Source organism: Paraburkholderia sp. TE9906, assembly GCF_056279605.1.
This window is the reverse complement of record NZ_JBWCCT010000001.1, coordinates 715578-734361: the sequence shown is the minus strand read 5'-3', so window position 1 is coordinate 734361 and position 18784 is coordinate 715578. Positions and strand designations below refer to the sequence as shown.

Annotated in this window: 21 protein-coding genes and 1 pseudogene; 9 read left to right on the top strand and 13 right to left on the bottom strand. The window is 63.6% G+C overall.

From position 1 onward, the window contains the following. Positions 1 to 8: 8 nt before the first annotated feature. Together ACZ9H4_RS03270 and ACZ9H4_RS03265 are read right to left on the bottom strand one after the other, a co-directional pair. Complete coding sequence (locus ACZ9H4_RS03270) at positions 9 to 860, bottom strand: IclR family transcriptional regulator (RefSeq protein WP_408147386.1); 852 nt, start codon at positions 858 to 860, stop codon at positions 9 to 11. Beyond that, complete coding sequence (locus ACZ9H4_RS03265; RefSeq protein ID WP_408157977.1) at positions 857 to 1714, bottom strand: IclR family transcriptional regulator; 858 nt, start codon at positions 1712 to 1714, stop codon at positions 857 to 859. The genes ACZ9H4_RS03270 and ACZ9H4_RS03265 overlap by 4 nt, the downstream gene beginning before the upstream one ends. A gap of 270 nt (positions 1715 to 1984) precedes the next feature. Between ACZ9H4_RS03265 and ACZ9H4_RS03260 the strand changes: the two genes are divergently transcribed. The 3 genes from ACZ9H4_RS03260 to ACZ9H4_RS03250 are packed head-to-tail and all read left to right on the top strand — an operon-like array spanning position 1985 to position 4950. After that, positions 1985 to 2944, top strand: coding sequence for an MBL fold metallo-hydrolase (locus tag ACZ9H4_RS03260; RefSeq protein WP_408329123.1), 960 nt, complete (start codon positions 1985 to 1987; stop codon positions 2942 to 2944). 30 nt (positions 2945 to 2974) lie between these two features. Further along, a complete protein-coding gene (locus tag ACZ9H4_RS03255) occupies positions 2975 to 4684 on the top strand; it encodes an FAD-dependent oxidoreductase (RefSeq protein ID WP_476118216.1) in 1710 nt (569 codons plus the stop codon). Positions 4685 to 4713: 29 nt separating this feature from the next. Continuing rightward, a complete protein-coding gene (locus ACZ9H4_RS03250) occupies positions 4714 to 4950 on the top strand; it encodes a DUF2783 domain-containing protein (protein ID WP_476118215.1) in 237 nt (78 codons plus the stop codon). 157 nt (positions 4951 to 5107) lie between these two features. Here the strand turns inward: ACZ9H4_RS03250 and ACZ9H4_RS03245 are convergent, their stop codons facing one another. The 3 genes from ACZ9H4_RS03245 to ACZ9H4_RS03235 all read right to left on the bottom strand — a co-directional run bounded on the left by ACZ9H4_RS03245 (position 5108) and on the right by ACZ9H4_RS03235 (position 7308). Beyond that, a complete protein-coding gene (locus tag ACZ9H4_RS03245) occupies positions 5108 to 5971 on the bottom strand; it encodes a 4'-phosphopantetheinyl transferase family protein (RefSeq protein ID WP_408147403.1) in 864 nt (287 codons plus the stop codon). A 12-nt stretch (positions 5972 to 5983) separates the two neighbouring features. Next, positions 5984 to 6466 carry a hypothetical protein gene (locus ACZ9H4_RS03240; protein WP_476118214.1) on the bottom strand — a complete coding sequence of 161 codons (483 nt, stop codon included), beginning with the start codon at positions 6464 to 6466 and terminating at the stop codon, positions 5984 to 5986. Between the two features lie 182 nt (positions 6467 to 6648). Beyond that, positions 6649 to 7308 (bottom strand): nitroreductase family protein, encoded by a 660-nt coding sequence (locus tag ACZ9H4_RS03235; protein ID WP_476118278.1) that lies wholly within the window; start codon positions 7306 to 7308, stop codon positions 6649 to 6651. Between the two features lie 319 nt (positions 7309 to 7627). Between ACZ9H4_RS03235 and ACZ9H4_RS03230 the strand changes: the two genes are divergently transcribed. Next, positions 7628 to 8863 (top strand): YbfB/YjiJ family MFS transporter, encoded by a 1236-nt coding sequence (locus ACZ9H4_RS03230; RefSeq protein ID WP_408329132.1) that lies wholly within the window; start codon positions 7628 to 7630, stop codon positions 8861 to 8863. Positions 8864 to 9074: 211 nt separating this feature from the next. Here ACZ9H4_RS03230 and ACZ9H4_RS03225 read toward each other — a convergent pair whose 3' ends face one another. Beyond that, positions 9075 to 9896: a cytochrome P450 gene (locus ACZ9H4_RS03225; protein ID WP_476118213.1), complete on the bottom strand. Its 822-nt coding sequence runs from the start codon at positions 9894 to 9896 to the stop codon at positions 9075 to 9077. A gap of 271 nt (positions 9897 to 10167) precedes the next feature. On the opposite strand from ACZ9H4_RS03225, the gene ACZ9H4_RS03220 reads away from it, so the two are divergent. The 3 genes from ACZ9H4_RS03220 to ACZ9H4_RS03210 all read left to right on the top strand — a co-directional run bounded on the left by ACZ9H4_RS03220 (position 10168) and on the right by ACZ9H4_RS03210 (position 12257). Continuing rightward, on the top strand, positions 10168 to 10482 hold the full coding sequence (locus ACZ9H4_RS03220) for a DUF4148 domain-containing protein (protein ID WP_476118212.1): 315 nt from the start codon (positions 10168 to 10170) through the stop codon (positions 10480 to 10482). 163 nt (positions 10483 to 10645) lie between these two features. Further along, the gene (locus tag ACZ9H4_RS03215) at positions 10646 to 11689 is read left to right on the top strand and encodes an alpha/beta fold hydrolase (RefSeq protein ID WP_476118211.1); all 1044 of its coding nucleotides are present in this window, start codon (positions 10646 to 10648) and stop codon (positions 11687 to 11689) included. A gap of 94 nt (positions 11690 to 11783) precedes the next feature. Continuing rightward, positions 11784 to 12257, top strand: coding sequence for a cytochrome P460 family protein (locus ACZ9H4_RS03210; RefSeq protein ID WP_408329219.1), 474 nt, complete (start codon positions 11784 to 11786; stop codon positions 12255 to 12257). 113 nt (positions 12258 to 12370) lie between these two features. On the opposite strand, the gene ACZ9H4_RS03205 is transcribed toward ACZ9H4_RS03210, so the two are convergent. The 7 genes and pseudogenes from ACZ9H4_RS03205 to ACZ9H4_RS03175 form a co-directional block, all read right to left on the bottom strand. Next, the gene (locus ACZ9H4_RS03205; RefSeq protein WP_476118210.1) at positions 12371 to 12853 is read right to left on the bottom strand and encodes an MEKHLA domain-containing protein; all 483 of its coding nucleotides are present in this window, start codon (positions 12851 to 12853) and stop codon (positions 12371 to 12373) included. A 107-nt stretch (positions 12854 to 12960) separates the two neighbouring features. After that, positions 12961 to 13456, bottom strand: a pseudogene (locus ACZ9H4_RS03200) (RNA polymerase sigma factor). Between the two features lie 276 nt (positions 13457 to 13732). Further along, the gene (locus ACZ9H4_RS03195; RefSeq protein ID WP_408150857.1) at positions 13733 to 14149 is read right to left on the bottom strand and encodes an organic hydroperoxide resistance protein; all 417 of its coding nucleotides are present in this window, start codon (positions 14147 to 14149) and stop codon (positions 13733 to 13735) included. 24 nt (positions 14150 to 14173) lie between these two features. Further along, entirely contained in the window at positions 14174 to 14461 is a 288-nt protein-coding gene (locus ACZ9H4_RS03190) for a hypothetical protein (protein ID WP_476118209.1), read from the bottom strand. Between the two features lie 112 nt (positions 14462 to 14573). Further along, a complete protein-coding gene (locus tag ACZ9H4_RS03185; protein WP_476118208.1) occupies positions 14574 to 14810 on the bottom strand; it encodes a DUF4148 domain-containing protein in 237 nt (78 codons plus the stop codon). Positions 14811 to 15168: 358 nt separating this feature from the next. Next, a complete protein-coding gene (locus ACZ9H4_RS03180; RefSeq protein WP_408150862.1) occupies positions 15169 to 15702 on the bottom strand; it encodes a thioredoxin family protein in 534 nt (177 codons plus the stop codon). 1 nt (position 15703) lies between these two features. After that, the gene (locus ACZ9H4_RS03175) at positions 15704 to 16420 is read right to left on the bottom strand and encodes a cytochrome c biogenesis CcdA family protein (RefSeq protein ID WP_121323680.1); all 717 of its coding nucleotides are present in this window, start codon (positions 16418 to 16420) and stop codon (positions 15704 to 15706) included. A gap of 253 nt (positions 16421 to 16673) precedes the next feature. On the opposite strand from ACZ9H4_RS03175, the gene ACZ9H4_RS03170 reads away from it, so the two are divergent. Both ACZ9H4_RS03170 and ACZ9H4_RS03165 read left to right on the top strand, forming a co-directional pair. Continuing rightward, entirely contained in the window at positions 16674 to 17414 is a 741-nt protein-coding gene (locus ACZ9H4_RS03170; RefSeq protein ID WP_408158123.1) for a response regulator, read from the top strand. Beyond that, entirely contained in the window at positions 17411 to 18742 is a 1332-nt protein-coding gene (locus ACZ9H4_RS03165; protein ID WP_476118207.1) for an ATP-binding protein, read from the top strand. The genes ACZ9H4_RS03170 and ACZ9H4_RS03165 overlap by 4 nt, the downstream gene beginning before the upstream one ends. Positions 18743 to 18784: the final 42 nt, after the last annotated feature.

The window sequence follows — 18784 nt, the reverse complement described above, 5'->3', positions numbered from 1 at the left end:
GTGCTTCTTCAGCCCCCGTCAGTTGCGGGCATCCAGCCAAACCTGCGCGACAACCTCGACGCCGCTGCACGCAACGTCTGCGCAGGGCCGCCCGCCAGCTCGCTATCGAAACTCCCGCTCGGTCCCATTAACGCCAGCACGAGACAGATGCTGCCGGTGTGGTCGAACACCGGCGCAGCCAGGGTGCTGATGCCGGGCACGGGGCGGCTCAATGCCGTATCGATGCCGTCCGCGCGGATCTGCGCGAGTCGTTGCGCGTAGGTTGGGCTCGCCGGCGCGAATTCCGGTTTGTCCGCAACGGGGGCGCCAGTCCCCACTCCCGCCAGTCGCAAATGATCCTGCGCGAGCAGACCCGTGCGAACATCATCCGCGACATACGCTGCGAACACGCGGCCGATCGCCGTGTTCACCAGCGACAGCACCGTGCCGACCCGCAAGCTCACATGCAACGGGCGCGCGGATTCCTCCAGCCGCACGACGGTCGGCCCGAGCGGCCCGAGCACCGCCATCGCCACGCTCATTGCCGTCGACGCCGCCAGCTCGACCACTTCGGGCTCCGCTTCGCGCGTCGGCGACAGCCTTTGCAAGCCGATCAAACCCAACTCCAGCGCGAGCGGTCCGGCTTCGAAACAGCCGGCCGCGTCGCGATTGAGCAGGCCGATTTTCAGCAGGCTCACCAGGTGCGGAAATGCCTTCGCCGGCGGCATGTCGGCCGCCGCCGCCAGATCGCGCAAGCTCAACGGCCGCGCCGCGGTGACCAGCGCAGTCAGCAACTCGCCCGTGCTATCGAGCGACTGGATGCCGCGCTGCGGTTTCGCATCGGCGGCTGAATGGGGCGAGCGGTCGGCAGAGTCGGTCACGATGCGGAAGAAGCTGTCAGAGAAGGTGCGGTCGCCAGTTCGGCGCCGATATCGTGGGCCGCGGCAAGCAGTGCGCGAGCGGTCGGGCCTTCGACGGCGACATCGATTGCGCCGGTCGAGCCGATCACCGTCAGCGCGAGCAGCAAGCGGCCGTCGCCGTCCAGCACCGGCGCGCTCAGGCTGCTGATGCCAGGGCTCGGCGCATCCACGCTCGATTCCAACCCGCGCTGGCGAATCCCGTTCAACGCCGCCGCGAAAGCGGCGCTTTCGCTGGGTGGCGTCATCGCGCCGTCGGCCGTGCCCGACTGATTCGCCCACATCCCGGCCAGCGCGTCGCGCGGCGAAAACGCGCAAAACACGCGTCCCGTCGACGTGGCCGGCAGCGACATCACCGTGCCCACATGCAGATTGACGTGCAGCGGAAACCCCGCGTGCTCATAACGGACGATGGTCGGCCCCTGCGGCCCGGCAATACAGATGGCGACGCTGAATCCGATCGTTTCCGCCAGCGCCGCGACGCGCGGCACGGCGGCGCGAAACGCCGGCTGATTTTCGAGGTGCAGCAAGCCGAGCCGCAGCGACAGCGGTCCGGGTTCATAACGGCCCGACAGTTCATCGCGCTTGATGAGACCCAGACGGCTCAGGCTCACCAGATAGGCGTGAGCCTGTCCCGGTGCGATTTGCGCGGCGCCGGCGAGATCGGAGAGCGCCAGTGGCGTGCGTGCCTGGGCGAGCGCGAGCAACACCCGGCCGCCCACTTCGACGCTCTGAATGCCGCGCTGCGTTTTACCGCCGTGCGCCGGCTCGTCGCCGCGCGCGCCTTTGCCCGTGGCCGGTTTCGCTGCTTTGCTCACACCTGCGCTCGTCCGTAAAAAGGGTCCATCTTAATCGAATGATCGTCCCTCCCAGCTTTCATCTTAGGCGTCTTGAAATTTGCGTATAGCGATACATTTCGCTATTGACAAAAAAACGCGGCGCGCCATAAGATGCATTCACCCCGACACACCGACGCAGTCACAGAGTCAAAAACGGGGCGAGACAATCCTCCATTACCGTCAGCCCGCGCTTTCCGTGCGCAGCCGGCCGTCGTCTCGCCTCACGTCCAACTTTTGAGGGAGACAAGCATGGCAAAGGCATTCGCATCCCAGGCCGACCTGGAAGTCAAGCAAGTCACGTGGACCAAGCTGTCCGAGAACGCCTACGCGTACACCGCGGAGGGCGACCCGAACTCGGGCGTGATCATCGGCGACGACGGCGTGTTGATCGTCGACACCACCGCGACGCCGGCCATGGCGCAAGACCTCATCGCCAAAATTCGCGGCGTGACCGACAAGCCGATCAAATACGTCGTGCTGTCGCACTACCACGCGGTGCGCGTGCTCGGCGCGTCGGCCTATTTTGCGGAGGGCGCGCAGCAGGTGATCGCGAGCCGCGGCACGTACGAGATGATCGTCGAGCGCGGCGAGGCCGATATGAAGTCGGAGATCGAACGCTTCCCGCGTCTGTTCGCCGGCGTCGAAACGGTGCCGGGCCTGACCTGGCCGACGCTCGTGTTCGAGAAGGAAATCACGCTGTTTCTCGGCGAGCTCGAAGTGCGCATCGCGCATCTCGGCGCGGGTCACACGAAGGGCGACACCGTGGTGTGGCTGCCGTCGCAGAAGGTGCTGTTTTCCGGCGACCTCGTCGAGTACGACGCAGCCTGCTATTGCGGCGACGCGCAGCTCGAACAATGGCCGGCGACGCTCGAAGCATTGCGCGCGTTGAAGGCCGACAAGCTGGTGCCGGGGCGCGGCCCTGCGCTGACGACGCCGGAAGACGTCGACAAGGGTCTCGATTACACGACGGACTTCGTCACCACGCTGCTGCAACAGGGCCGTGAAGCCGTCGCGCAGAAACTGGATCTGAAGGCTGCGATGGCGCTCACGCGTCAGGCGATGGATCCGAAGTTCGGCCACGTGTTCATCTACGAGCATTGCCTGCCGTTCGATGTATCGCGTGCTTTCGACGAAGCGAGCGGCATCACGCATCCGCGCATCTGGACCGCGCAACGCGACAAGGAGATGTGGGACGCACTGCAAGCCTGACGGCCACGGAGAGATGGACGGAGACATGACATGAGCATCAACTACCAGACGCTGTCGTTCGAATACCAGCCGTGCCGCGAACAGCGCGAACAATCTGCTGCGCAGCAGGCGCTCCACCCGGTGATCGTGGTCGGCGCGGGACCGGTGGGCCTCGCTACCGCCATCGATGTCGCGCAGCAGGGCGTGCCGGTCGTGCTGGTCGACGACGATTGTTCGTTGTCCACGGGATCGCGGGCGATCTGCTTTTCGAAGCGCTCGCTCGATATTTTCGATCGCCTGGGATGCGGTCAGCGGATGGTCGACAAAGGCATTAGCTGGAACGTCGGCAAGGTGTTCCTGAAAGACGAGCTGGTGTACACGTTCAATCTGCAACCGGAAGCGGGGCACCACCGGCCCGCGTTCATCAATCTGCAGCAGTACTACGTCGAAGGGTTCCTGCTCGAACGCGCGCAGGAAATGCCGAACCTCGAGATTCGCTGGAAGAGCAAAGTGGTCGGCGTCGAGCAGAGCGGCACGGCCGGCACGTGCGAGGCCGGCGTGACGTTGACGGTCGAAACGCCCAGCGGACAGTATCCGTTGCACGGCCGTTACGTGGTCGCCGCCGACGGCTCGCGCAGCCCGATGCGCAAGCTGATGGGACTCGATAGCAAGGGGGTGACGTTCAAGGACCGCTTCCTGATCGCCGACGTGAAGATGGAAGCGGACTTTCCGACCGAGCGCTGGTTCTGGTTCGATCCGCCGTTTCATCCGAATCAGTCCGTGTTGCTGCATCGTCAGCCGGACAACGTGTGGCGAATCGATTTCCAGTTGGGATGGGACGCCGATCCCGTGCTGGAAAAAACGCCGGAACGTGTGATTCCGCGAGTGCGCGCACTGCTCGGGCAGGACGCGAAGTTCGAACTGGAATGGGTCAGCGTCTACACCTTCTCGTGTTCGCGGATGGAGCGCTTCCGCCACGGCAACGTATTGTTTGCCGGCGACTCGGCGCATGGCGTGTCGCCGTTCGGCGCGCGTGGCGCGAATAGTGGCGTGCAGGACGCGGAAAACCTCGCATGGAAGCTGGCGATGGTGCTCGCCGGCAAAGCATCCGACGGATTGCTCGACACGTATGCAAGCGAACGCGAATTCGCCGCCGATGAAAACATCCGCAACTCGACGCGCTCCACCGATTTCATTACGCCGAAGAGTCCAGTGAGCCGCGTGTTCCGCGATGCCGTGCTAAAGCTGTCGCGGCATCATCCGTTCGCGCGTCAGTTGGCCAATAGCGGCCGTCTCTCGGTGCCGGCTGTGTTGCGCGATTCCCCGCTGAATACAGCGGACCGTGACAGCTTCGACGGCGCGATGGTGCCGGGTGCGTCGTGCGTCGATGCGCCGGTTCAGGTGGGCGGGCAGCCGGGCTGGCTGCTGCAGCAAGTCGGGCAGCAATTCACCGGTGTGCTGTTTTGCGGCGAGCAGGGCGTCGATCCGGCGACGCTGGCCGCGTTGGATGTGCTGCGTGCGGGACCGATTCCGTTGAAGCTCGTCGTGGTGACTCGCGGTGATGCGCAAGCTGGGGCGTGGCGGGGTTTGGGGGTGGTCCACGACACCGAAGGTTTCGCTAGCGCGCGCTACGACGCGACGCATGGGACGTTCTATCTGATTCGGCCGGATCAGCATGTGTGTGCGCGTTGGCGGCAAGTCGATGTGGACGCCGTAGGACATGCGCTGAAGCGAGCGCTGTGTGTCGCAGGCACCGCCTGAGCGAATCAGCAAAAAAGCAGGAGACAGACATGGCACTGAACACGCAACCGAACCTCGCTCACCCCGATGATTTCTACGAGGCGCTGATCGACATGCATCGCGATCTGGATGACGCGCAGAGTCAGTCGGCCAATGCGCAATTGATCCTGCTGCTCGCCAATCATATCGGCGATCACGCGACGCTGATCGAAGCGATGCAGCATGCGCGTGAAGGCGCGGCGGGTGTTTCGGTGCGGGGCGCGCAGGCGCATTCGCTGGCGGCTTGAGGCAGCGCGAGGAAAGCCGCACGCGTGGCAGCCGAGTCGCGCTTGTTTTTCCGCAAATCCTCGTAGGCCGTCCGCGCCGTCAGGATCGGTTTTGATTTCGATGTGCCGCTGGACGACATGTTTGCATGCCTAAACAATGACAGGCGTTTTCCATGCGCTAATCCGTCAATTGCCCCAATGCCAAACCCTTCGGCCACCCGAACGTGCGCACCAGCGTGAGCGGCTGCGCGAGCGCGACTGCCGCGCGAATCTTGCCGCTCATCGGCAGATCGAGCACATGCCAACGGCCGTGTTCCGCGAGATCGAATGCGCAACTCGCGATATCGCTCGACAGCAGATCGCCGTCGATATCGACCGGCGCATAACGCAGCGCATTGCAGAGGCTGCCATAGCGAGCGCGGCGGCGCGATTTTTCCGGCGTCTCGTCGGGCGCTGCGCCGGGCGATGGCACGACGACGCTCAGGCCGAGCGTCACCGACGCCATTCCGATCACGATCCAGATTCCGCCATACGCGATATCAATGGTGACGCCGTGACCATCATGAGGATGGCGAGCGTGCAGTTTCTCGCTGCCGTCGTCTTGCAGATCAACGACGCGCGGCTCGCACTCGAACAGATGGCCGACGATCCAGCGCGCTACCACGCGCCCGCCGATAAAGCGTTTGCGCAGTGCGGCGTTCGGATGCAACCGCGCGCGCTCGCGCTCTGTCTTCGAAAGCCAGCTCTCGCCTTCCTGTACCGGTACGGGCAACCATTCGCAACGAAAGCGCCATAGATGCAGTTCGCCGGCACGCGGCGCGGCGGTTTTGCGCGGATAGTGGCGCGTCAGCGGATGCGACAGGAAGGTGGGGGCCGCTGCAGCGACGATGGCGTGCTCGACGCGAGCAGGCTGCTGAACGTGTTCGGCGAGCGCGCGTGCTGCCGGGAACTCAATCGCGTCTTCAATCGCGCATGCGTCGCCGCTGTCACGCACCGGCGCGGATGAAGCCGCCAGTGCAGCCAGATCCAGTTCCAATGGCATGGGCTTGCGTCCTCAATGCATATACGTGACGCGTCGCGCTTGCACGTCGAGTTCCACACCCGCGTCGAGCAGATCGATGGCGAACCAGCGAATCAGCTTCAGCACGCCGCTCACCGCGGGCGCGGGCAGCCATTCGGCCAGCATGCGCAAAGCCGCGCCGCTATGCGTCTTCTGCAGCAAGGCGATGGTTTGCAGAATCACCGCTTCGTCCTTGCCGAGATCGCTCGCGCAACGGCAACGCATGTCGAGCGGACGGTACGACACGTGCATCAGCGAACGCATCAGCAGATCGAAATGTTCGATGCCGTCCTGACGCAAGCCGACGCCGCTCAGAATGTCGCGCCAGTGCACGGCGCCGCCGCGCGCGGTCTCGCAGGCCGGTCGCAGCCAGGTGCGCACGGCGCTCAGCACTGTGCGCTCGGGCGCGTCGGTGGTGTCGGGCTGATGATCGTCGATCAGTTCGGGACGGCTGCTGAATTGAGAGCGAAAGTTCATCGATGCTCCTGAATGGACACAGTCCAAAGCGTCGCGCCGGCCAGATGGAACGGTGCCGCGTCGCAGGCCAGCGCATGTCGCGTGCGACGGATCGGCGATGACGCAAGCGTGCGTCATATCGGATGCCTGGAGCGCACGGCCTGCCTCGGCGTGATGCCCGTGCGATCGGGTGCGCTCATCGGTCAGGCTGGCTGCGGCGGCCGCCATTCGCGCACATGGTTGCGGCGTGAGGCTCGCGTGGGAGTCTGTCCCGGCGATTTCGGCGTACCGACGAACAGGAAGCCCAGCAGGCGCTCGTTCGATGCGAAGCCCAGCGCGTCGTGCAGACGCGCTTCGTAGCTGTCCGGCCCCGTGGCCCAGAAACCGCCATAGCCGAGCGCGTGAATGGCGTTCAGCATGTTCATCGCCGCCGCGCCTGCCGAGAGCAACTGCTCGACTTCGGGCACTTTCGGATGCGGCCTAAGCGCCGCGCCGAGCGCGATTATCAGCGGCGCGGCGAACGCCTTCTGCCGACGATGCGCGTGCGCGGAGCGCGGCTCGCCAGGCGCGCGGCCGCACGCGAGGTCGACCAGCAGATCACCGAGAGGGCCGCGTGCGTCGCCGCGAATCGTCACGAATCGCCATGGGCGCAGATTGCTGTGATCGGGCGCGCGCAAGGCGGCATCGACGATCAGGTCGAGCTCGGCGTCGCGCGGGCCGGGTTCGGTGAGCGGCCAATGGGATTGGCGCGAGAGCAGTACGTCGAGCGCTGCGGGCGCATCGGGCGAAGTCGCGATGGCGGGCGAGGCCGTCGTTGAGCAGGCGGTTTCGGTCTCGGCGCGGCTGAGGTCGAGCGTCGTCATGATTTCTTGTTCGGCAAATGGCATGGGGTGAATCATGAGCCAAATCGCTAGTAAATGCAAATCATTCGCATTTAGATCGGTGCGGTTAGTTTGGCCTCATGCCTGGAACGCGGCGGCGGCGCGGCGTCGCTCTTCGCCCGGAAGATCGTCGGCTAGGGGCGTGAGATGCCCGCAGTCTGAGGACGGGCCGCGTACCCGTGTCCAATAAAGCAACTAACGGTCAGACGCGCCAGCCACTCCCGGATATGATGGCGACGTGCCGCATGAAGCCTTATCGCCAAACCGTCTCGCAGGATTTTCAGCCCACTCACGCCAGCCAATGCCGCCCAGTTCACTCGACACCGCCTCGCACTCCAGTTCCACCGACGCGGCGCAACGCCTGCCCACCTTGATGCTCGCCGCCGCGCTGTCGCTAGGAAGCGCGATCGCGTTGGGGCTTGCGCGCTTCGCGTACGCGCTGCTGTTGCCGTCGATGAAACTCGACCTCGGCTGGAGCTTCGCGCAAGCCGGCGCGATGAACACCGCCAATGCGCTGGGTTACCTGCTCGGCGCGCTGGCTTTCCCGCGACTCGCGCGCCGCTGGTCGGCCGGTGCGCTGTTCGGCGGCGGCTGCGCGGCCACTGCGCTGCTGATGGCCGGCAGCGGACTGCTCGCCGACACGAATTCCCTGCTCGTCTTGCGCGTGATCACCGGTGCGAGCAGCGCGGCGATCTTCATTAGCGGCGGCGTGCTGGCCGCGCGGCTGGCGTCGGCGAGTCCGCACGACGCAGGGCTCGTGCTCGGCCTGTACTACGGCGGCACGGGATGGGGCATCGTGGCGTCATCGGTGCTGGTGCCGTTGACCATCTTCAACGTCGCGCATGGCTGGCAATTCGCGTGGTTCGCACTGGCGGTGGCGTGCGCGGCGTTCTCCGCGGTGGCGATCGGCGCTGCGCGCAAAATCGAGAGCGTGCATGCGAGCGGGGTGTCGGCCGCACGCGCGAGCGCCTCCGACGACGCGCCACGTTGGCCGCGTTTCAGTGCGGCACTGACGGGCTATGGATTGTTCGGCGTCGGTTATATCGGCTACATGACCTTCATCGTTGCGCTGCTGCGCAATGCCGGCATGAGCGCGGCGGTCGTAACGGGTTTCTATCTGCTGCTCGGTGTGGCGACGGTGGTGTCGGCTCGCGTGTGGTCCGGGCTGCTCGACCGGATGCGCGGCGGCCAGGCGCTCGCGGTGCTCAACGCCTTGCTCGCGGTGGCGACGCTGCTGCCCGCGCTGTTCACGCAGCCGTGGGTAGCGTTCGTGTCCGGCGTGCTGTTTGGCGCGACGTTTCTGTCGGCGGTGGCTTCGACGACGGCGTTCGTGCGCCACAACTTGCCCGTGAGTCACTGGGCCAAGGGGATCAGCGCATTCACGATCGTGTTCGCGTTTGGGCAGATCGTCGGGCCTATGGTGATCGGGTGGGTATCGGATGGAGCGGGGCTGGCGCGCGGGCTGGTTTATTCCGCGTTCCTGCTCGGGCTCGGTGCGGTGTTGGCCGCTTGTCAGAAGCCGTTGCGTGGCGCGTGAGCCGGTGTCTGCACGGCGTTAACTGACGGCACCCGGGCTTACGTCGCCGTTGGTTGTCGCCGGATAGTACGCTGTCGTCCGCCTGAAATCCGCTCAATTGAAGCGGGATTCCGTTCGCCTATTCCAACCTGTAGTCCCTGATTCGAACGAGTTCGATGCGATAGTCGCGCGCCTCGCTTTCCCGAGGCGCCGACCGGACCGATGTCAGGGGCTAGTTCGCGGCCACGGCAATCTGCAACGACTGCACGCCTCGCAGATTATTGCGTTTGTGCCAGACCAGCTGATCGAGGTTGACGGGCCGCATATCGGGGAAACGCGCGAGCAGGCACGTCATTGCCGCTTCCATTTCGAGCAGCGCAAGCCGCGCGCCGAGGCAATAATAAATGCCTCCGCCGAACGACAACGACGCCGTGCTACTTCCACGATGAAAATCGAGCTGATCCGGATGGGAGAAAACGGCCGGATCGCGATTGGCCGCGCCGATCAGCATGAACACGATCGTGCCGGGCGAAAGCGTCTCGCCGTCGATCACCACTTCTTCGAGCGCCGTGCGCACGACCATCTGCACCGAACCGTCATAACGCATGCATTCCGTGACCGCCTGCGGGATCAAGGCCGGATCGCGCTTCAACTCGGCGTTGCGGGCAGGTTGACGGAACAGCGCCACCATCGCATTGCCGATCATGTTCGAGGTGGTCTCGTGGCCGGCAATGAACAGCAGGATCGTGTTCGAGATGATCTCGTCGTCTTTCAGTGTCACGCCGTCGTCATCGACGCTTACGAGCGCGGAGATGAGGTCATCCCCGGGATTGAGGCGCCGTTGTTCGATCACCTGCTGAAAATACCGTTCGAGCGTCGACACGGCTTCGTTCGCTTCGGCGAGCATAGACTCGTTGAGCGGTGCAAGGTCGAATGCCGAGACGAGGCGGCTCGCCGCCGCGCCGAGTTCGGTGCCGTCGGCGGACGGAATGTGAAGTTCATTGTGTCCTGATGCTCCAGCAAGTCGATCGACGGCGATGCCCGGTTTAAGCACCGGGTTTAACCACCCATAACACCCGGCAAGCCCGTTTATTCCACTGTACCCGCGACGCATGCACAGAGAAGTCTCGCGACAGCGGCGGCGCTCTTTTGTATCGCAAAGTATCTGCGCCATGCACGGGTACATAACGTTGCACAGCCGGTATTCGCCGACACACGCCAGATACGTCAGCGAGGTCTAATACTTCCAAGCCAGACGACCTGGCTAGCAGACCAGAACGCAGACAGGTGTTTGCGGAAATCAAATTCTCTTTGAGCTGGACATCATGAAACTGATTCAATCACTCGTCGTTGCCGCTGTCCTCGCCGTGCCGGCTTTGTCGTTCGCGCAATCGAACCAGCCGCTGACTCGCGCCGAAGTGCGCGCGCAACTGGTTGAGTTGCAAAGCGTCGGCTACAACCCCGCTAGCGACGAAACGCAATACCCGAAGAATATCGAAGCAGCCGAGGCGCGCCTGAGTGCACAGAAGAACGTGTCGGCGTCGTCGTATGGTCCATCCACTGCCGGTACGTCGGCAGCGGGCTCGCGTGATGCGCAAGCGGACGTTATCGGCCTCGGTCCGATCTACGCAAAGCCCTGAGCAGTGAGCCGGTTGACTACGTCAATCGAGGCGCCAGACGGCCCTATCGATTTGCATCGCGGCACCGACCGCGGTGCGCCATGCCGGGCCTCGCGACGCGAGCCCGCTTCCCTTTCGCACGAACTCAGTCAATCTCGCCTGACCCAGAATAAGGAGAATGATCATGTCGGACCAGATTAATACGCGGCGTCGCCGTTTGCTAGGGACCACGGTTGCGGGTTTCAGTTTGCTGGAATTGGGACTGAGCGGACTCGCGCACGCGCAGTCCGCTGAGACGACGGGTGGTGCGAAGACGGCGACGCGTCTTGCCTCGTTCGAGAACCTCCGGCAGATCAACGCCGGAACGCTGAGCATCGGCTATGCAGAGGCAGGCCCGCAGAACGGCCCGGTCGTCATCCTGCTGCACGGCTGGCCGTACGACATCTACGCGTTCGCCGACGTCACGCCGCTGCTGGTCGCCGCGGGCTACCGCGTGATCGTGCCGTATCTGCGGGGTTATGGCTCGACGCGCTTGCTGTCGGCGGACACGCCGCGCAATGGTCAGCAGGCGGTGGTCGCGGTCGACATCATCGCGCTCATGGACGCGCTGAAAATCGACAAGGCGGTGCTCGGCGGCTTCGACTGGGGCGCGCGTACGGTGAACATCATGGCGGCGTTGTGGCCCGAACGCTGCAAGGCGATGGTGTCGGTGAGCGGCTATCTGATCGGCAGTCAGGAGGCCAACCGTGCGCCGCTGCCACCGAAGGCGGAGCTGGCGTGGTGGTATCAGTTCTATTTCGCCACCGAGCGCGGCCAGGCGGGTTACGACGCGAACCGTCACGACTTCAACAAGCTGATCTGGCATACGGCGTCACCGAAGTGGAATTTCGACGATGCGACGTTCGAGCGCTCGGCGGAGTCGTTCAAGAATCCGGACCACGTGGCGGTGGTGATTCACAACTATCGCTGGCGCCTGGGGCTGGTCAAGGGTGAGCCGCAATACGACGAACTGGAAAGGCGCCTGGCAATGGCGCCGGCCATTTCGGTGCCGACCATCACACTCGAAGGCGACGCGAACGGCGCGGCGCATCCCGATCCGGCTGCCTATGCGAAGAAGTTCACGGGCAAGTACCAGCACCGGAACATCACGGGCGGCATCGGACACAACCTGCCGCAGGAGGCGCCCAAGGCCTTTGCCGACGCGATCATCGACGTCGTGCGTCTCTAGACCCTCGTCCTCATGCAAGAAAGTCTTCACATAGTCCACTGATCTCGAGGAAACCTGGATGCGAACGATCCGGACAGCATGCGCGTTAGCGCAAATGGCGCTCCTGCTTTCTGCATTACCCAGTCAGGTCATGGCGCAGGATGCTCATGCGGCGCGCTCGCCGATTTACGGCGTGACGATTCCCGAAGGCTACCGGAAGTGGGAAATGATCGCACCTGCCGAAGAAGCCGCGCCACTCGACGAACTTCGCGTTGTCCTCGGCAATCCCGCGGCCGTGAAGGCGATCGAGAACTCGACAATGCCGTTTCCGGACGGCGCTATTCTGGTCAAGCTCGCATATAAGCGGAAGCAGTCTCCGGAATTCGAAACGGCGACTGTCCCGGGTCAGGCGACGACGGTGCAGGTGATGGTGAAAGACTCACGCCGATATGCCTCGACGGGCGGCTGGGGTTATGGCCGCTTCATTAACGGACAGCCCGCCGATCTCGCACAGCATCAAACGTGTTTTGCGTGTCACGAAGCACGCGTGAAAAGCCGCGACTACGTTTTCACGCATTTCGCGCCGTGATGTTGCGTTTGATTGCAGGCACGCACGCGGCCACATGAGGTTGGCGGGAACTGAGCGCGATGATCGATACCTTCGATCATCGCGCTTCTGTTCGTGCCGGCTACGACGCGATCTCACACGCCGGATGTCGACGGAATGAGCGCCGCCTGGCCGCAGTAAACGCCGGCATCATCGTGCAATTGCCAGACCACCACGTTATCGATCCAGAAGCGCTTGCCCGACTTCGTCACACGCATGCCACGATACGCGGAGACAAAACCATCGCGTTCCACCTGCTCCAGAAAGGCCCGGCGTTCGTCGCGATCGGGCGCTTCCGCTGACAAGCGGGAAGGCAACCCGGTCAGTTCGTCCCAATCGTATTCGAACAGTTTTTGCGCCGTCATGTTGCCGTACACGAACACCGGGTCCGCCATGGTGTTGTGCGCGAGCAGGCCGAACGGCGCGCTCTCGTAAAGCCAGCGCGGCGCGTCTTCGATCGACACGTGCTCGGGGACGAGCGGCTTGCCGAGCAGGCGCGAGTAGCTGTTTGACAGTAGTTTGAAAAAGCCGGGATCGGTGCGCAGGCTCGTTTCCGTGCGTCGCTGTGCGGCGTCCATCTGCGATTTCTCCTGAAACGGTGGGAACACGAAGTGTGGCCCAAGCCGGCGGCAATGTCACGATGGCGGGAGCGCGAAGCAGGGTCGTTGCCGGACTGTTCCCCGACCTAGTCTTTGAACAGGGCGCCGATGGCCCGGCGAGCTCGTGAGAGCCGGCTCATGATCGTGCCGATAGGCACACCGAGCGCGTCGGCTGCCTCGTGGTAGCTCAGTCCCTCGACACCGACCAGCAGTACGACCGCACGTTGGGCTTCGGGCAATGCCTGCACGGCGCAGACGATCTGCCGGTCCATTGCATGCTGTTCCGGCGTGGCGGCCAACGGCTGCGACCGTCTCCAGAAACTCGCGGTCACAATCCACATTGCCGCGGCTGCGCACGTTGCGCGCGCGCTGTTCGTTGATCCATATGGACTGGACGATCGAGAACATCCAGCTAAGCGGCGCGGAGCCCGGTCGCAACTGATGCGTGCGTTCCAGTGCCCGTACGCAGGCGCGCTGCACGAGGTCTTCCGCGTCGTGCTGATCGCCCGAGAGGCGCAACGCGAACGCCCATAATCGCGGCAGCATGCCTGGAAGCATGCTGGCCAAGTCTGCTCCAGTCATCGACGTTGTTCCTTGTTTGATGTCGTATAGCTGGCTTTCCGGGGGCGACGAAGATCGGTATGTATGACGTCGGTCGAATCCGGTCGGGAAGATAGATCTATCCGTCATCCGCATCGGCGCACTCGTTCAGTTTGGCGGCGATGATGACAGCCCAGCGAAAAAAAAGCCGGCGCACCTTATCGGAATGCGCCGGCCTGGCTTGCGAAGATCAAGCGCTATTGCACTGGGCGCGTGACCATTCGGTGGGCGTCAGGCAATAGCGCGAGGCAGCGCGGCTTAGACAACGGTAATGACGACGTCGATATTGCCGCGCGTCGCTTTCGAATACGGACACGTTTGATGAGCCCTGTTCGCCAGCTCTTGCGCGACTTCGCGGTCGAGACCCGGCAGGCTGACGTTCAGGCGAGCCTGCAGGAGGTATGCATCGCCATTCATGCCCAGATCGACTTCTGTGTCGACGGCGGTATCGGCGGGTAGCGCGACTTTCAACTGTTTCGCGGCGATTCCCATTGCGCCGATGAAGCACGCCGACCAGCCGGCGGCCAGCATCTGCTCCGGATTCGTGCCGGCGGCGGAACTGCCCGGAGGGGACAGCTTGACGTCCAGTCGACCGTCGTTACTGCGCGACGCGCCGTCGCGGCCGCCGGTTGTGTGGGTGTTGGCGGTGTAAAGCACTTTTTCGATACGGGTCATGATCGATATCCTTGCGTGGTGGGTTTAGTGATGCGAGTAGGTGGAAAGCGGTGCGTTCAGTGCAACGCGTGCTCCCGATTCGGAAGCCGTATCGCGCACGCCGCCGTAAGACTGCGTCGCCGTCTCGGCGTTGGCGATGGCCTGCGCCTGCTCGGTGCGAACCGTCTGCGCACTCTGGCCGCGTTGCGATGCCGGTGCGCCCGCGAGCGGGTCGTAATGCGGCGCGGGGCCGTAGCCGCTGCTGGCGAAAGCGGGCGATACGATGGCGGCGCCCGCGGAAAGAAGTGCGGCGACGACGAGACGCTTGATCATGATGGAACCTCGAAACGATAAGTTTGAAAGAGACGGTGCCTTGCGAATCGCGCCGGACATCCGGGGCACAGGGCCTTAACCGGAGCGGCGGCGCGATAAGTTCGCGTAGCGATCAGCTTCCCTGATAGAACTTGTTGAGCGCGGCAAGCTGACCGTCGTGCTGCGCGCGCACCAGTTCCTGACGAACTTCCTTGCGGGTCTTGCCCGTCGCGTTGGCCTGGCCGGGCGTCCACTGGTGTGTTTGCTGAGCGTCGTGCGTGACTGCGTTGGCGTCGGCTGAAGGGACTGCGTAAGCGGAAGCCGTCGTGGCGAATGCGGCGAAGGCCAAAGCGATCATCGATACTTTCATGTCGTACTCCTGAAGCTGGATTAGTGAAGAGAATCCGTCGGTTGATCTGCGAAGTGCGCCGCGCTCAGGTGAGGTCTGCGGCAAGATCTTCATCAGTGTTCCGTCGTTGATGTATTAAAACCGGCGGAGGTATCTGGCTTGTGTCGGGAGATCGGACTATTGCAATGCTGTGTATCAACCCGATCGACATATACATTGCGATACAAAACGATGGCGAGCGTCTTTCAATCATTTGCAGCGGTCGAATACGTGTACACAAACCGTCGCTTTCACATCTTTCGTCATACAGAACACAGGCCGCGGCAATGTCTTCGCATTACCGCGGCCCGTCCAGGCATGCCATCAAAAAAGTACCGCATCAATCCTTCTGCGCGAGCAGCGCCTGAATCGCCGCTTCCGTCTGCGCATAGTCGCCTTCGCCGAAGTGCGTGTACACGACCTGCCCTTTCTTGTTGAGCAGATAGAACGCGGGCCAGTACTGGTTGTTGTAAGCGCTCCACGTCGCGTACTGGTTGTCCTGCGCGACCGGATAGGTGATGCCGAAGCGCTTGATCGCGGTCTTGACGTTATCGGTGTTGCGCTCGAACGGATATTCGGGCGTGTGTACGCCAACCACCGTCAGTCCTTGATCCTTGTATTTCTGGTTCCAGCTTTTCACGTACGGTAGCGTGTTGATGCAGTTGATACAGGTGTAGGTCCAGAAATCGACCAGCACCACCTTGCCCTTCAATTGCTGAAGCGTGAGCGGCTCGCTGTTGAGCCATTGGTTGATGCCGGTGAATTCCGGTGCGGGCGGCCCGCTCTGCAACGGCGCGGCGAGGGCGGCGGTGCCGGTGGCGGCCGTAGCGGCGAAAGTCGCGGCGATAGCGAGTGTCTTGAGTTGGGAGAGCATGTCAAAGTCCTTTGAGAGAAGGGAAAATCGCGGCGATCCGGGCATAGACCAGAACGTCGTATTGCAGATAGATGGCGAGCGCAGTCAGCATCACCAGTACGCCGAATATCTGTTGCAGCAGTTGGGCGTGACGAGCCACCACGCGCACGCGTTGCGTCACGTAGTGGCCGCCGTAGATGATCGCGAGCATCGGAATGGCCGCGCCGATCGCATACGAGGTGAGCAGCAGCGCCGACCATCCGAGGTCCTGCGCCTTGACTACCAGCACCAGGATCGAAGCCAGCACCGGCCCCGCGCAAGGGGTCCAGACCGCGCCCAACGACATGCCGAGCAGGAAGCCGCCCGCGTTGCCGCTGCCGGGCTGCCCGCCCGGCGCAATCACCGCGCCGATGCGCGCGAGCGGCGCCTGCAATTGCGCGACGAGCCAGTCATAAGGGCGCGGCCACAGACGTAGCAGACCCGACAGCGCGAGCAACGCGATGCCGGTATTGCGCAATGCCTGCTGGGCGACGTGCACCGTGCTGGACACGGCGCCCAGCAGCATCGCGAAGGACGCGAAGGTCAGAATGAAGCCGGCGATAATGAAGAGCGGACGCACGCGGCTAGGCCGTTCGACCGAGGTGCCGAGCAGAATCGGCATGACCGGCAGAATGCAGGGCGACGCGATGGTCAGCAGCCCGGCCAGCAAGGCGAGCGGCGTTTCGAAGGGGCTGTGCATGGTGGACACTCCGTGAGCTGGTATGGCCGTATTGGAACGTCCGCACGTATCTGGCTTATGTCGGCAATGTCGCGCGCTTGCAATGTTTTGTGTCTGGCGAAGCTCGGGATACACTGCGACACAATTCGCCGTACGAGGCAGGCTATAAAGCGGGCATCGCCAGAAACAGGGTGCAGCCGGTACGTGATTCGCTTCCTCATACGAGCCGGGTGCAGTCGAAAACGCCAGCAACTTCCTGTACGAGACCCGAGTAATGGAAACGACCGACCACGTATTGATCGTCGACGACGACCGCGGCATCCGCGAACTGCTCGCCGGCTACCTCGAGAAAAACGGCATGCGCGTGTCGCTCGCGGCCAACGGACGGCAGATGCGCGCCGCGCTGGAGCAGGGCGCACCCGATCTGATCGTGCTGGACCTGATGCTGCCGGACGAAGACGGTCTGGTGCTGTGCCGTGAACTGCGCGCCGGCAAGTTCCGCACCGTGCCCGTGCTGATGCTCACGGCGCGTAACGAAGAAGCGGACCGGATCGTCGGTCTGGAAATGGGCGCCGACGACTACCTGACCAAGCCGTTTGCCGCGCGTGAGCTGCTCGCGCGAATTCGCTCGGTGCTGCGCCGCGCCAGGATGCTGCCGCCCGGCATGCAGGTGACGGAGTCGGTGCAAATGCTGGCGTTCGGCGACTGGCGGCTCGATACCACCGCGCGTCATCTGCTCGATGCGGAAGGCACGATGGTCGCGCTGAGCGGCGCCGAGTACCGTTTGCTGCGCGTGTTCCTCGATCATCCGCAGCGGGTGCTGACGCGCGATCAACTGCTCAACCTGACCCAAGGCCGCCAGGCCGATCAGTTCGACCGTTCGATCGATCTGATGGTGAGCCGTCTGCGTCAACGCCTGAGGGATGTCGCGCGTGAGCCGCGTTACATCAAGACGCTGCGCAGCGAAGGTTATGTGTTTTCCGCCGCCGTGAACGAGATCGAGGACAAGCCATGAGCCTGCACTCCTGGGCGCGTTGGCCGACACATTGGCCGCGCACCCTGTTCGCGCGACTCGCCGTGATCCTGTTCGTCGGACTGGCGCTCGCGCAGACGCTGTCGTTCTGGCTCACGATGACCGAACGCGACCAGACGATGACCAATGTAATGATGGGCTACATCGAACGCGAGGTCGTGAGTTCGGTCGCGTTGCTCGATCATTTGCCGCCCGACGAGCGGGCCCAGTGGCTGCCGCGTCTCGCGCGGCGCAGCTACGAGTTCGTTCTCGGGCCGGGCATTTCAGGCGCGCCTGTCGATGCGAGTCTCTCGGAGCGTGTCGCGCGCTCGATTGACGACGGCATCGGCAGCCGCTATCCGCTGACGGTGAACGCGGTCCCCGGCGACCGCGAACGCCTGCAGGTGCATCTGAAGTTGAGCGACGGCACGCCGCTGACGATCGATATGCGTCCGATGTCGGGCGCGCCGTTATCGCGCTGGCTGCCGCTGGTACTGCTATTGCAACTCGTGGTGCTCGCTGCGTGCTGCTGGCTCGCGGTGCGGCTCGCGACGCGTCCGCTGCATCAGCTGGCGCTGGCGGCCGACACGCTGGGCCCCGATCTGAAAGCGGACCGCCTGCCGGAAGACGGACCCTCCGAAGTGGCACGCGCCGCGCGTGCGTTCAACGCGATGCAGGACCGGATCGCGACGTATATGACCGAACGCATGCAGATTCTCGCGGCAATTTCGCACGACCTGCAAACGCCGATCACGCGTATGCGCTTGCGCGTCGACGTGATGGAGGGCGAAGCGGAAGGCGCAAAACTGCGGCAAGACCTGCAGGAAATGGAGGCGCTCGTCAAAGAAGGCGTGACGTACGCGCGGACCATGCACGGCACGACCGAAGTGCCATGCCGCATCGATCCAGATGCGCTGTTCGACAGCCTCGTCTGCGATTACGTCGACGCAGGCAAGGACGTGTCGTTGCAGGGCCGCTTCGGCACATCGCTGACCACGCGTCCGCAGGCCTTGCGCCGCATCGTCGGCAACCTTGTCGACAATGCGCTGAAGTTCGGCGGCTCGGCGGAGATTGTCGTGGCGGCCTTGCATGATGGACAGACCACGATCAGCGTGCTCGACAGTGGCCCCGGCATACCGGCCGAGTCGCTGGAAGCGGTGTTCGAGCCGTTCTACCGGGTGGAAACATCGCGCAATCGCCATACGGGCGGCACGGGGCTCGGTCTCGCCATCGCGCGGCAACTCGCGCTGGCGATGGATGCAACGCTTTCGCTGCATAACCGTTCGAGCGGCGGGCTCGAAGCAAGATTGACGCTCCGGAATCTGACTTAGATCGCGAGCCGACCGGGCGGCGGCACAGTTCCATGTTTGCAC